The following is a 14318-nucleotide window of genomic DNA, read 5'->3' as shown; positions in this document are numbered from 1 at the left end:
GTTGTAATAATAATATTACAACTTACTTGTTGGATCTAATAAAAAAAACATAAGCCATTGATAAATAATAAAATAAAAAGATGGCAGTATAATTGCTATATGACTGTTGATAAGTGACTGACTTAGAGTTAACAACAATAATAATTATCCAATAGAAAAAGGTATCCCATGTCTCAAAGTAAACATATTGAAACTCAAGCAATTCATTCAGGCCGTATTAATGATGAACAATTTGGTTCATTAGCCACGCCGCTTTACCAAACCTCTACTTTTATCTTTGACAGTGCACAACAAGGTGCTGATAGGTTCGCGGGCGAAGCTGAAGGCTACATATATAGTCGCTTAGGCAACCCAACAACTCGGCAATTAGAAATGCGAGTAGCCGCGATGGAAGGTATGGAAGACGCCGCTGCCACGGCTACTGGCATGGGCGCGGTGTCTGGCGCTTTACTGAGCAATTTATCTTGTGGCGACCATCTAATTTCATCAAAAGCGGTTTATGGTTGTTCATTTGCTTTAATGAATCATCAACTTACCCGATGGGGCATTGAAGTTAGCTTTGTTGATATGGCAAACCCTGCAGAGATTGAAGCAGCAATAAAGCCCAATACAAAAGTCATCTTTTTAGAAACACCGGTAAATCCAAACTTAGCCGTATACGACTTAGCTATGATTGGTGAAATAGCGCAAAAACACAACATTATTTCTATCGTTGATAACACCTTTTTAACGCCGGTATTACAGCAACCGGGAAAGTATGGCATAGATATAGTGGTGCATAGCGCGACAAAATATTTAAACGGTCATGGTGATGTGGTTGCTGGTATTATTTGTGGTACTAGTGAAATGATCATGATGATAAAAATGACAGTACTCAAAGATATAGGCGCAACAATGAGTCCACATGATGCATGGTTGATCATGCGAGGTCTTAAAACCTTACCTATTCGTATGGAGCGCCATTGCAGTAACGCAGAAAAAATAGCGAAATTTTTAGAAGGTAATGAGCAAGTCACTCATGTTTATTATCCGGGCCTAAAAAGCCACCCAGGACATAAATTTATTGGCTCGCAAATGAAAGCAGCTGGCGGTGTTATTGCTTTTGAAATTGATAGTGATTTAGCCGGTGGTAGTGATTTTATTAACCGTATGCAGTTATTTTCCATTGCCGTCAGTTTAGGGGATGCAGAGTCTCTTATTCAACATCCTGCATCAATGACACATTCACCTTATACTCAAGAAGAGCGTTTAGCCGCCGGTATCAGTGACAGTTTAATTAGAATATCGGTTGGTCTTGAAAATGTTGATGATTTAATTGCAGATCTAAGTCAGTCGCTTGCCATGATGAAGCAATCGCCTGTTGCTAAAAGCTTTGCATAAGTAGCTTCATTAGGCTGATTTTAGCTTAGACAATTATAGCCGTTGCACTTCAAGTATTGGTTTGTATATTGAAATGTAGCAGCTATATACAAAGTGTCTTAATACATTGAGTATTAAGACACTTTGTACTAGAGCTTCGTTATCTTAAAACTTAGTTGTCAGATAGCAATATGGCTGATAACTTAGGTATTATACGACTTTTGATAACTTCTAGTTCGCTATCTGTATAGGGTGTTAGCGCTTGTTGCCCCCAAATAGGCTTTGGCCAACAGGCATCTTTTTCATAACGCACTATGTGGTGTAAATGCAACTGTGATACTACATTGCCTAAGGCTGCCACATTCATTTTGTCACCTTGAAATTCCTGCATAAGCACTTCACTTAGCATGCTTGATTCATTTAATAGCTGTTGCTGTTGCTGCCAATCCAGTTGATATATATCTTGAATACCATCGACTTTTGGCACTAAAATGAACCAAGGGTAAGCACTGTCATTACACAGTAATAAACGAGAAAGTGGAAAATCAGCCATAACAAAGCAGTCATTGGCTAATTGTGGATGTAATTTAAATTGCTCACTCATATTGCTACCTTATCTTAATCTTATAACTAAACTTACTGATTAAACGTATCACTAGATTTTTAATACTAAGTTTAGTTATAAGCTTAGTTAATACTAACGCTTATTACGGCGCCCTCTGCCTCTAGCCAGTTTTTTGGCTTCTCTGGCAGCAACTTTGTCTGCTTCAACCTTATCAAAATGCACCACCTCTGCCATCACCATTTCTGGTGTTTCAAAGGATATGCCGCCTAAGGTTTTATCGCGAATTTCATTAATTAATATTTCAGACGCTTTGTGAAAGTCAATGTGTCCGCCGCTTTTAACACAACCACGACGTTTACCAATTGCTTCAATTAACTCAACTTCCTGTGCTGGCAGCTCTTCAATGGCATAACGCTCTTTTAAACGTTCAGGGTAAGCAGCTAATAAATATTCAGCGGCAAAACAAGCAATTTCTTCATGGTCAAAGGCGGTATCTTTAACTGCGCTGGTAATCGCTAAACGATAACCACTATTTTCATTGACTATTTTTGGCCAAAGCATACCCGGGGTGTCATATAAATATAAACCTTCATCTAACCGTATTCTTTGTTGACCTTTGGTTACCGCGGGTTCATTACCAACTTTAGCCTTAGCTTTACCCACAAGGGTGTTAATCAAGGTAGATTTACCCACATTGGGAATTCCCATGATAACAGCATTGATTTGCTTACCGGCTTCATCTTTATTAGCAGCTAATTTTCGAATTAAGGTTGGAATAGTCTTAGCAACCGATGGCGACTCTGTGGTTAATGCAATCGCTTTTACATTATGCTGAGACTCTAAATAGTTCAGCCATAACTCGGTGACTTTTGGGTCAGCTAAGTCTGATTTATTTAAAATTTTAATTAATGGTTTATCACCACGAATTTCAGTGATCATGGGGTTTTCGCTACTAAAAGGTAAACGCGCATCACAAACTTCAATCACCACATCAATTTGCGGTAAAATTTCTTTAATTTCTCTTTGGGCTTTATGCATATGCCCCGGGAACCAATTAATCGCCATAATAAATCTTTGATAAAATAAAACAGATTTTATCACTGATAATAATGAAAAGCTGTTGAAACTCGACATTGTTTTTGACATTGCTATTTTTTCACATCAACGTACATGAATGTACAAATGCCGTGAAGCTATTTTTTTATAGGGACGCAAGTCATTAAAGTAATTGCCGGTAGGCAATTTTAGAACTTAGCTTTGTCTGGAATAAAAAACTGTGACAGGCTCAAACTGATCGTTTATTGTGAATGTAAAAAAAGCGCTCTTAGAGCGCTTTTTTGTAAGATTACTGCCACATTCTACTTCAAGATACAGTTTCAGCATTTTGAAGTAGAGCAGTTATCTATTTAAGCTGTTTTTTTCGCCTTAGGCTTGGCTTTGGCTTTAGGTTTTGCTTTAGCTTTAGCTTTTACGACTTTTTTCTTAGCGAGTTCCTCAACCCACTTATCATCAACATACTTAGCATTCCACCCCGTTGCCTTGCCTTCAACTTCAGTCATAACATATTGTGACTTAGTTTTTCGACTATAACGAACAACCGCTAAGTTGCCTTCTGGATCTTGCGTTGGAGCATCAGCAAGGTAATAGAATTTTTCGGAAATTCTATCACGAAAACGCGCTAGTTCAACGACTTTAGGTGCTCGTGTTTCCCGTGATTTTGGGAAGGTATTAGCCGCTAAAAAGATGCCGGCAGCGCCATCACGTAACACAAAGTGTGCTTCAGACTTTTCACATTCTAATTCAGGTAATTGAACTGGGTCTTCTTTGGGTGGCGCAGCTTCGCCACTCGCCAATAACTTACGGGTGTTTTTACACTCGCTATTAGTACAATCAAAATACTTACCAAAACGACCAGACTTAAGCTCCATTTCAGCTTCACAACGGTCACATTCTAGAATAGGACCATCGTAGCCTTTTAGTTTGAATTCACCAATTTCAACGTCGATACCATCACAAACTGGGTTATTACCACAAACATGCAATTTGCGTGTTTCATCAATCAGGTAACTGTCCATAGCCGTACCACATTTTTTACAACGATGCATAGCGCGTAATGCTTCAGTTTCTTGATCTTCAGCCAATACGCTAACCGCTTCTTCACCCGGCGTAAGGTTCATGGTTTTAGTACAACGTTCTTTCGGTGGTAAAGCATAGCCAGAACAACCTAAGAACACACCCGTTTGCGCAGTACGAATGCCCATCTTACGACCACATGTTGGGCAGTCAATGTCAGTTAATACCGGTTCATTATTGCGCATACCACCTTCTTCAGTGGGCATATCAGCTTGACCTAGTTGCTTAGTAAAGTTTTTATAAAAACCATTAAGCACGTCTTTCCAATTCGCTTTACCTTCAGCCACTTCATCAAGCTCTTGCTCCATGTTGGCGGTAAAGTCATAGCTCATTAAGTTTTTAAAACTTTCAGACAAGCTATCTGTAACAATTTCTCCCATTTTTTCAGCATAAAAACGTTTTGATTCTAAACGCACATAACCACGATCTTGAATGGTTGAAATAATTGACGCGTAGGTAGAAGGACGACCAATTGAACGTTTTTCTAGCTCTTTAACTAATGATGCTTCACCAAAACGTGCTGGCGGCTTAGTAAAGTGCTGTGTAGGATTGAGTTGCTCAAGTAATAATATTTCACCAACAGATAAGTCTGGTAAATGTTTATCATCACCTTTTGATAATTGCGGATGAACACGGGTCCAACCATCAAATTGCATAACACGCCCTTTCGCTTTTAAATCAAAACCAGAAGCACCAACAGTAATAGTACTTACGGTGTAGCGTGCGGCTGTCATTTGACAAGCAACAAACTGACGCCAAATAAGGTCATACAGTTTTTTAGCATCGGCTTCAATACCTTCCATAAAAGCAGATTCAATTTTTACATTTGACGGACGAATCGCTTCATGAGCCTCTTGGGCTCCGGATTTACTGCTATACACTTTTGCTTTTTCTGGTAAGTAGTTCTCACCAAAGTTGTCGCTAATATAACCACGACACATTTCAACCGCGTCTTTACTTAAGTTGGTTGAGTCGGTACGCATATAGGTTATATGACCTGCTTCGTATAAACGTTGAGCTAAGCCCATAGTACGTTTAACACCAAAACCTAATTTAGTACTTGCCGCTTGTTGTAAAGTTGAGGTAATAAAAGGAGCTGACGGCGTACTTTTAGATGGTTTATCATCTCTTTTATTAACCGTAAATGCAGAGCTTTTTAATATTGTTAACGCTTTATTGGTATCTGTTTCGTTAGTGGGTTTAAATGCTTTACCATTTTCATGGGTAACGTCTAAGGGGAAATCTAACCCCGATGCGGTTTTCGTATCAGCGCTAATTTCCCAGAATTCTTTCGGATCAAAGGCTTTAATTTCACGTTCTTTTTCAACCACTAATTTTACCGCAACAGACTGAACACGGCCAGCAGATAGGCCACGAGCAACTTTTTTCCACAAGAGAGGGCTAACCATAAAACCAACCACTCGATCGAGGAAGCGCCTTGCTTGTTGAGCATTAACCCCTGGCATACTTAATTCGCCAGGCGTAGAAAATGCTTGTTGAATAGCATTTTCCGTTATTTCATTGAAAACTACGCGTTTATATTTATCATCGTCGCCACCAATAATTTCTTTTAAATGCCAAGCAATCGCTTCTCCCTCGCGATCCAAATCGGTTGCGAGATAGATGGTATCAGCGGTGCTGGCAAGCTTGATTAATTCAGCAACAACTTTTTCTTTGCCTTCCAGTATTTGATAATTTGCTGCCCAATCGTTATCAGGATCAATGCCCATACGATTAACTAATGCGAGTTTATCCCGTTTAGCTTTATATTTAGCTTTTGCCGCAGGCGCCATTTTTCTTACTTCAGCAGGAGATTTTGCCGCCACTTTTTTACCGGTGCTACTATGAGGTAGATCACGCACGTGACCCACACTAGATTTAACAATAAAATCTTTACCAAGGTACTTGTTAATTGTTTTCGCTTTGGCTGGCGATTCCACAATTACCAGAGATTTTGCCATATTATTTTATATTCCTACTAAGCTGACGATGTCAGTTGCGCCACAGTTCTTTGCATTGAATGACTTAATATTGCGCGAGCAAAACATTAAGAAAAAATTGCCTTCATAAATAAAACTGAAACGTAAAATTAAATTTGAGACTGAAATTACTATTAGATATATCTGTAAATTAGCAAGCTGACAAGCAAAAATTTTTATATATATGCCTTTTTACAACTTTTAGCTATAATGACGCGAACTTTTCGGCGCCATCATAATCGACTTTTTAGCAAAATTTAAGGGCTGAAACCGAAATAACTGCACTTTATGGCCAGAATTAACAATTTTTACAATCACTCCAGGTAGTTTGCGTTCATTTAAATGAATTTCAATACCTTTTAATAGGAAGAGAATATACATGACAACTTCATGGTCAACATTTAAAAATAAAATCAACCAGTGCTTATGTCCACCAGGAAACGGCGTTTTTACCGTTAACACAGCCAAAGAGCGTAAAGAGCGTTTACATAAAGCCTTATTTGGCCAATCAAACGATATAGAGTCACTATGGCAACAAAGTATTGAAAAACTGCCACAGTCGACTAATGCGGTTATTCTTGGCATTGCTTCAGACTGTGGTGGCGGAATTTTACGTGGTGCTAACTGGGGGCCCTTGTTTGTGCGCTCAACATTGTTAGAACAATACCCTGATTTAAATGCCTTTGATTTAGGCGACGTGCGCGTTATTCCGCATTTGTTACATGATAAATATCTTAATGAGGCAACCATTGCCAATTGTCGAAAAGCGCTTTATCAAGATCAGAATAGCGAGTTTCCTGTTAGCCCGTTATCAATCACAGAAGATGTATTACATGACTTTTATGCCGAATTTCCTAACAAAGGCATATTTGGTATTGGCGGTGATCATTCTGTTAGTTACCCATTAGCAAAAGCCTATTTACAAGCGAAGAAAAAACAAGGCGTGCGTGCGGCTATTATTCACTTTGACGCCCATACCGATTTATTGGTTGAACGTTTAGGTATCGACTTATGCTTTGGCTCGTGGTGCACACACATCTTAGACGACTTAACTGAACGTCGTGATTTAATTCAAATCGGCATTCGCTCAAGTGGCAAGCCTAAAGCACATTGGGAAAGCACTTTTGGCGTTAAGCAACATTGGGCACATGAACTTAAAGAGCAAGGCGTCGAAGCGATTATTGCAAAAATAATGCAACAATTGAAAGATGATAATATCGATGAAATTTATGTGAGCTATGACATTGACGCACTCGATGAAACCTATGCAGCAGCAACAGGCACACCAGAGCCAGATGGTTTGTCACCCAACGAGTCAATGCAAATATTGCGCGCTATCGCTGCCCAGTATCCAATTACCGGTGCTGACATGATGGAAATTGCCCCCTTCACCGACAGCACAGGTTTAGGTGCCGTCAGCCGTGATAAAACCCTGGCTGCAGGTGCTGAGATTTCAGCTTTCTTGATTGAAGAGATGAATAAATAGCTTTGCCGTTGGATTAGATATAAATTATCTACTTGATATGATTTATCAGGAAAGTAAAAACCGCTGTTTAAGCGGTTTTTAAATTTTAATAAGTGGTGATGATTAATCTCTATTGAATAACAATATTAATACCGCTAAACACCGTTGTAACACCACCAGGAGTTGTGACATTTATTTCTAACGGCCCACTCGTTGGTTCAGCTTCGCCTTTGACAGCAACACTATATTGGCTACCACCATTGCTAGCATCTCCAAGCCAAGTGTAACTACTCGTACTTACAGCAGAGCCTACTGTGGCATCGAACGTAACTGTCGTACCGGCAGGCATAGGTTGATTATGTAAGTCCGCGATTACAATACTGACTGTTCCTGTACTTTCACCCGCGATATAAAGTGTTGTATCAGTTGCATCAAACTTAGGGTTTGGAATAGTCTCGCCAGCATTATCCGGGTCTGGAATATCTTCAGTAACCGTATCATTTGTTGCTGTCACTGTCATATAGGGCGAACTTCCTGACATTACGATAATAGTTGAACCCCGAACATTAGTTGATACTTTTTCAGACTTTTTAGTTGGGTCTGGCTCATCATCAGGATCTGCACAATATTGATTTGCAGCTTCTGTACCGGGGTTTGTTATATCATTTAAACCACACAAAATACCATTATATACACCATCTTCAATATCAAAAGTACCGTTGGAATTAAAGTCAGTGAACTCTTCTAATTCACCGCCTGTTTCACCGATAGACTCTGCAGGGTTGTATACACCATCTTCATTATGATCGACAAAAGCTTCTTTTAAGTCATAAAGCCTGTCACCAACATCCTTACCTTGGAACAAAGTGTATTCGCTTTCATCAAAACGACCATTACCATTTTTATCAGGAAAAGACTCCTCTCCTATGGCTGTTGCTAAAATCGTTGCACGTCCTCCATATTCTTGGCCTAAATAGTTTTTGCCGTTTTCTAGCGGCGTTCTTGCACAAAAAATAGTACGGTCCGCATCATCGGCAACTGAACAAAAACTGTTAGTTAACGCTTTTCCGGCAGGTCTCGGGTTTTGGCTACGCCAACTAACACTACATCTACCGTTAAGCGTTAAACATGATGGTTCAATAGCACCACCTTCAGTAGTAAAATATATCGCGGTATCATCAGGTACTGGGTTGTTAAAAGCATCGGCCATCAATACGGTCACAGGTACTTCAACATTATCAACACTCCACGCTTCAGGGTTGGCAACACCTCTTGATAAACTGAAACTATCTTGATCAGGTATACCAGTTGATACCACTAACTGGCTCGACTGCGTAAATACAATTGAACCATCTAGCGCTTCAGTAGAAGCAGTTACACGAACAGTCACCCCAACAGTACCTGAATTCACTACCGTTTGGACAATACCTTGCGCGTTAGATGTCGCATTATTTTGGCTTAAATTAATACCACCACGATTAGTATTTAACGCAAAGTTAACTTCGCGGTTATTATAAGGATTGCCATCAGTGTCTTTTACTTTAAACACTAACGTTGAACTTTCTGAACCACCAACAATACCCGCGCCAATAATACCTATATTTTCTGGAGTAGCTGAAACGAACTCAATACTGCCAATATCCGCGGCTAGAACAATTATTGTTGCATTGGCTGATAAATTAATACCTCCAGCATTTGCTGTGACATTAATAGGGTCGTTACCAACACAGCCTTGCGCTAAATAAGTACTCGTAGCTACACCGTTTGAAGTAGTGATTGGGCTACTCAGCGTAGCTGTAGACTGAACAGCGCAACTTGAAGAAAAATTAACCTCAACAGGTTCAGTAAACAAGTTACCTTGATCATCGATAATCGATACTGAGACCACACTCGTACCACCAGCAGAAATTTGCGCTAGACTAACTTCTGCTTGGTTTTCAATAAATGGCGTACCACTACCCATAATAACAGTTGAAGAACCGACAACAAATAACACTTGTCCGGTCTCGCCGCTGATAATTGAAGCAGTAATAGAGCCAGCACCTAAATTTTCACCAGAAAATATATCCACAGATGCTTGATTACTGCTATTAGTAAGTGCCGAGCCAATAGGAATTTCACCGACTGTAGAGACAAAACTAACAATTACCGGAGTACTGGTACCCGTAATTGTAGCGATCGCTTTACCCGGTTTTGAAGATGTTACTGTATTAGTAGGGTTACCGTCAGTATCAACTAAGGTGACACTGATATTTATATCACCAACAACACCAATATCATCACCTTGGGTGCTAAACCCTAAAGGGCTTATCGAGCTTTCACCTGATGAGATAGTCGCCGATATTTCAGCTGCGCCACGAATACTGCCCGCGGTGAGTGTGATTATTGCGACACCGTTATCGTTCGTTAATGCAGTACCCGAGACGGGAGAAAATACGCCTAATTCTGTATTAAACGTAACGGCTCTACTTACAACTGCTGTTGTACCTTGCATAACTGTTGCAGTAACAGTGACTGGCTCTGCACCAGTAACCGTGGTATCAGAAATAGCTAAAGTAATAGTTATAGCGTCTGGTGTACTACCATCGCTGCCATCTGAGGTTTCGTCAAATCCACCGCCACTGCCGCCACAACCGACTAAAGTTGCAAACAGTAAAACTAAAGTAAAGCGTTGAAATAGCGCCATAAAAAGAATATCCCTATAATTCTCACCATAAATTAACTTAATAGTAACTTAATTATTACAAAAAAGTCAGTGATTTACATAAAAAATATAATTTATCTAGAACGTGTGGTTTTAAGGAGATTATTTATTAAATTTACGCCAATTAAATTAGACAGAATGCTATTTTTCATTGAGACAAGTCACCAATAGTTTGGCAGCTAGGTTATTTTGCAAGAAAAGTGAATACAATAAGAAAATTTAAACAACTTAACATATGCAGCATAAAAAGCTTTTTTTGTGGTTAATCTCATAGCATTGCATATTAACGCCAATCATTACTTTTTACCTACTTAGCTTAATTAAAAAGCAAAAAAACCAGTAATAAAAATAATTTCCTAAAATCAACAGCCCTATGCTTTAATTATTTGATTTCTGCTCGTTGCAACAACATAATAAGGCATCGCTCAATAAAATAAGAAAAATATGGCTGAAAAAAAGCAAGCAAGTTTAACTGCTCGAATTGTTACCGGTATGATTGCGGGTATCCTCACTGGCACAATTTTACAATGGTTGATGCCTGATGGCTCTGATTTTGTTATTCCTCTATACCTCTTTGATTTTTCAGTCCGTGGCTTTTTAGTTGATGGTGTTTTTGAAGTTATTGGCCAAGTATTTATTTCTAGTTTACAGATGTTGGTCGTACCTTTAGTGTTCGTGTCGTTAATTTGCGGTACCTGCTCACTAAAAGATACCACTAAGCTAGGTCGTATCGGTGGTAAATCTATAAGTTTGTACTTACTCACAACGGCTATTGCTATTAGCTTTGCTATGGGTTTAGCTTTACTTGTTAGCCCTGGTGAAGGCGTAAATATGACGGCGGGTACAACCTTTACCAGTCGAGAAGCCCCTTCACTTGCTCAAACCCTTATTCAAATGTTCCCAAGTAATCCATTTGCCTCATTTGCTCAGGGCAACATGCTGCAAGTTATTATTTTTGCTTTATTATTTGGTATCGCCATTGCACTTTCTGGCAAACCGGGCGAGCGTGTTGCTGCACTTTTTGAAGATATGAGTGTTGTGGTTATGCGCCTTGTTACTATCTTGATGAACATTGCGCCCTATGGTGTATTTTGTTTATTAGCCGGCTTATTTACTGACGTGTCGTTAAGTACCTTTGGCAATTTGTTAGAGTATTTCTTTGTTGTGCTTTTTGCATTATTACTGCATGCCTTTGTCACTTATCCTGTTTTACTTAAGTTATTTACTGGATTAAACCCATTAGTCTTTTTAAAGAAAATGCGTGATACCGCTATTTTTGCATTTTCAACCTCAAGCAGTAATGCGACTTTACCTATTACCTTAGAGACCACAACAAAGAAAATGGGTGTTAAGAACTCCATTGCTTCATTTACTGTGCCATTAGGTGCCACCATTAATATGGACGGCACGGCAATTATGCAAGGTGTTGCTACGGTATTTATTGCACAAGTATTTAGCCAAGACTTAACACTTACTGATTACTTAATGGTGATATTAACAGCGACATTAGCATCAATTGGCACGGCGGGTGTTCCCGGTGTTGGCTTAATCATGTTAGCTATGGTGCTAGAGCAGGTCGGTTTACCTGTTGAAGGCATTGCGCTAATTATTGGTGTAGACCGCTTACTAGATATGACACGTACCGCGGTTAACGTGACGGGTGATAGTATGGTAACGGTTATTGTCGGTAAGTCTGAAGATCAATTTGATGAAGCGGTATTTAATGACCCTCAAGCGGGTAAAAATATTGAAGACATTGACTTCCATCACTTGAATAACCGTTAATCATGGCACTACTCATATAGAAAAAGGGCGCTTAATAGCGCCCTTTTTATTTGTAGTCAGTATTTTAGTAAACGATGTGTTTTTGTGACTAAAAGTAGCCACTAGCAATTGCTACTAACTTAGTAAGCTCAACAATACCTAATTAACCTAGTATGACCCACCGTACAAGCTAACTTGAAGTAACTACCCTGTAATGAGCGGTTCAAAGCCTTTAACTAACTCGTCTAACGCTTTCATTTGTGCTAAATAAGGTTCAAGTTTATCTAAGGGTAACGCGCAAGGGCCATCGCACTTAGCGTTTAATGGATCAGGGTGTGACTCGATAAATAAGCCTGCGATACCAATAGCCATACCACTACGGGCTAATTGCGCCGCTTGTGCACGTCGGCCATCAGCTGAATCTTCTCTGCCACCTGGGCGTTGCAAGGCATGCGTGGCGTCAAACATAACGGGCGCATAGTTTTTCATCTCATCCATGGCTAACATATCAACAATTAAGTTATTGTAACCAAAGCAACTACCACGCTCGCAAAGAATAATGTCTTCGTTACCGGCTTCGGCAAACTTATTGATGATATGGCGCATTTCATGGGCAGCCAAAAATTGTGGCTTTTTCACATTAATAATCGCACCGGTTTTTGCCATAGCAACCACCAAATCAGTTTGACGAGCAAGAAAAGCAGGTAACTGAATAATATCAGCCACTTCAGCAACAGGTTCAGCTTGATAAGGTTCATGTACATCAGTAATAATCGGGACATTAAATGTCGACTTGATTTCTTGAAAAATCTTTAAGCCTTCGTCCAAACCCGGGCCACGATATGCGCTAACCGACGAACGGTTAGCTTTATCAAATGAGGCCTTAAATACAAAAGGAATGTTGAGTTTTTGGGTTACTTCAACATAATGCTCGGCAATGGTCATGGCTAAGTCTCTCGACTCCAGCACATTCATACCACCAAATAATACGAAAGGTTTATCGTTGGCGATATCAATATCGCCCAGTGAAATTAATTGCTTTGTCATAATATTTCCAATATTTATCTATAGATTTGCGGCGATTCTAGCTGCCAATAATTCTTAACAACTGGCCACATAACCATGCCATGTAAGTGCCTAATGCGTAACCAAAAACAGCTAACAAAACCCCAACAGGTGCTAATGACGGATGAAATGCCGAGGCAATAACGGGTGCCGATGCTGCGCCACCAATATTAGCTTTACTACCAACCGCTAAATAAAATACTGGCGCTTTAATATACTTACGTACCGCAAATAATAAGCCTACGTGCACGGCCATCCAAATTAAACCAATCACCATATATTTAGGCGCTTCAACAATTTGCGTAATATCCATATGCAAACCAATAGTGGCGACTAAAATATAAAGAAAACTACTACCAACCTTTGAAGCTCCTACCGCCTCTAGTTTTCTCACTTTAGTAAAGGAAAGTGCTAAACCGATAGTAGTGACTAATACGATGATCCAAAATAATTTACTGTGCAAGCTAAATTTCTTTAACTCAGGATAGCTGTTTTGAAAAAAGGGCACTAAGTAATCAGCCGCTAAATGTGCTAAACCGGCAGCACCAAAGCCAACAGCTAAAATGAGCATGTAATCTTTTAGTTCAGGTTGTTTTGAATTTTCTTTGGTTTCAGCTTCAACTTTTTCAATCAATCGATCAATGCTTGAAGTATCTGCACCATTTTTTGCATCAATGCGCTTATGGTTTGCCGCCATATAAAGTAAAATGGCCATCCAAATATTGGCAACAACAATATCTACCGTCACCATAATGGTGAATATTTTGCCATCAGCACCGTAAATTTCTTTCATGGCAAGCATATTAGCGCCGCCGCCAATCCAACTTCCCGCCAGCGCTGCCATGCCTCGCCATACCGCGTCTGGGCCTGAAACCCCAATTAACTCAGGCCATACAGCTGAAACAATTAATAATGCTATTGGCCCACCTATGATTACGCCAACGGTACCAGTTAAAAACATAATAATGGCTTTACTACCCAAGCCAGCAATAGCTTTAATGTCGATACTAAGCGTCAATAAGACTAAACAAGCGGGTAATAAATAATATTTTGCCACTTCATCAACTTGACTGACTTCAGCACTAACAATACCAAAAGTATTTAAAAGCGATGGTAACAAATAGCACATTAACAGTGCAGGCACATACTTATAAAATGAGCGACAAGCGGTGTTACTGCTGCTTGAGGTATAAAAAACAAAGCCTAAAATTAGCGCTAGAATTCCAAGTACTGTAGCGTCGTTGGTGATCAATGGCATGCTAGCCACGACTGAATCTTGCATTA

Annotated in this window: 9 protein-coding genes; 3 read left to right on the top strand and 6 right to left on the bottom strand. The window is 39.6% G+C overall.

Annotation, left to right across the window (positions count from 1 at the left end):
• Window positions 1-168: 168 nt before the first annotated feature.
• Window positions 169-1380 carry a methionine gamma-lyase gene (gene megL, locus H4J46_RS05045; RefSeq protein ID WP_182232413.1) on the top strand — a complete coding sequence of 404 codons (1212 nt, stop codon included), beginning with the start codon at window positions 169-171 and terminating at the stop codon, window positions 1378-1380.
• Window positions 1381-1531: 151 nt separating this feature from the next.
• Here megL and H4J46_RS05040 read toward each other — a convergent pair whose 3' ends face one another.
• The 3 genes from H4J46_RS05040 to topA all read right to left on the bottom strand — a co-directional run bounded on the left by H4J46_RS05040 (window position 1532) and on the right by topA (window position 6018).
• A complete protein-coding gene (locus tag H4J46_RS05040; RefSeq protein WP_182232412.1) occupies window positions 1532-1963 on the bottom strand; it encodes an HIT domain-containing protein in 432 nt (143 codons plus the stop codon).
• Window positions 1964-2056: 93 nt separating this feature from the next.
• Entirely contained in the window at window positions 2057-2989 is a 933-nt protein-coding gene (gene ylqF / locus H4J46_RS05035) for a ribosome biogenesis GTPase YlqF (protein WP_182232411.1), read from the bottom strand.
• Window positions 2990-3330: 341 nt separating this feature from the next.
• Window positions 3331-6018, bottom strand: a complete 2688-nt coding sequence (topA, locus tag H4J46_RS05030; RefSeq protein WP_182232410.1) for a type I DNA topoisomerase — start codon at window positions 6016-6018, stop codon at window positions 3331-3333.
• Between the two features lie 397 nt (window positions 6019-6415).
• Between topA and H4J46_RS05025 the strand changes: the two genes are divergently transcribed.
• Complete coding sequence (locus H4J46_RS05025; RefSeq protein WP_182232409.1) at window positions 6416-7522, top strand: arginase family protein; 1107 nt, start codon at window positions 6416-6418, stop codon at window positions 7520-7522.
• A gap of 109 nt (window positions 7523-7631) precedes the next feature.
• Here H4J46_RS05025 and H4J46_RS05020 read toward each other — a convergent pair whose 3' ends face one another.
• Window positions 7632-10187, bottom strand: coding sequence for a hypothetical protein (locus H4J46_RS05020; RefSeq protein WP_182232408.1), 2556 nt, complete (start codon window positions 10185-10187; stop codon window positions 7632-7634).
• Between the two features lie 462 nt (window positions 10188-10649).
• Here H4J46_RS05020 and H4J46_RS05015 point away from each other — a divergent pair, with 462 nt between their 5' ends.
• Window positions 10650-11990: a dicarboxylate/amino acid:cation symporter gene (locus H4J46_RS05015; RefSeq protein WP_182232407.1), complete on the top strand. Its 1341-nt coding sequence runs from the start codon at window positions 10650-10652 to the stop codon at window positions 11988-11990.
• A gap of 183 nt (window positions 11991-12173) precedes the next feature.
• Here H4J46_RS05015 and kdsA read toward each other — a convergent pair whose 3' ends face one another.
• Both kdsA and H4J46_RS05005 read right to left on the bottom strand, forming a co-directional pair.
• A complete protein-coding gene (gene kdsA / locus H4J46_RS05010; protein ID WP_182232406.1) occupies window positions 12174-13016 on the bottom strand; it encodes a 3-deoxy-8-phosphooctulonate synthase in 843 nt (280 codons plus the stop codon).
• A gap of 37 nt (window positions 13017-13053) precedes the next feature.
• The gene (locus tag H4J46_RS05005) at window positions 13054-14316 is read right to left on the bottom strand and encodes a DUF819 domain-containing protein (RefSeq protein ID WP_182232405.1); all 1263 of its coding nucleotides are present in this window, start codon (window positions 14314-14316) and stop codon (window positions 13054-13056) included.
• Between the last annotated feature and the right edge of the window lie 2 nt (window positions 14317-14318).

The organism is Colwellia sp. MB02u-6, from assembly GCF_014077095.1.
Classification (GTDB): Bacteria; Pseudomonadota; Gammaproteobacteria; order Enterobacterales; family Alteromonadaceae; genus Cognaticolwellia.
Note: the sequence above shows the minus strand (reverse complement) of the source record. Positions and strands in the feature narration are given on the sequence as shown.

Coding starts and splice junctions, on each gene's coding strand:
- ylqF (WP_182232411.1), bottom strand. CDS start 2,989: ATGGCGATTAATTGGTTCCCGGGGCATATGCATAAAGCCCAAAGAGAA.
- H4J46_RS05015 (WP_182232407.1), top strand. CDS start 10,650: ATGGCTGAAAAAAAGCAAGCAAGTTTAACTGCTCGAATTGTTACCGGT.
- megL (WP_182232413.1), top strand. CDS start 169: ATGTCTCAAAGTAAACATATTGAAACTCAAGCAATTCATTCAGGCCGT.
- topA (WP_182232410.1), bottom strand. CDS start 6,018: ATGGCAAAATCTCTGGTAATTGTGGAATCGCCAGCCAAAGCGAAAACA.
- H4J46_RS05025 (WP_182232409.1), top strand. CDS start 6,416: ATGACAACTTCATGGTCAACATTTAAAAATAAAATCAACCAGTGCTTA.
- kdsA (WP_182232406.1), bottom strand. CDS start 13,016: ATGACAAAGCAATTAATTTCACTGGGCGATATTGATATCGCCAACGAT.
- H4J46_RS05020 (WP_182232408.1), bottom strand. CDS start 10,187: ATGGCGCTATTTCAACGCTTTACTTTAGTTTTACTGTTTGCAACTTTA.
- H4J46_RS05005 (WP_182232405.1), bottom strand. CDS start 14,316: ATGCAAGATTCAGTCGTGGCTAGCATGCCATTGATCACCAACGACGCT.
- H4J46_RS05040 (WP_182232412.1), bottom strand. CDS start 1,963: ATGAGTGAGCAATTTAAATTACATCCACAATTAGCCAATGACTGCTTT.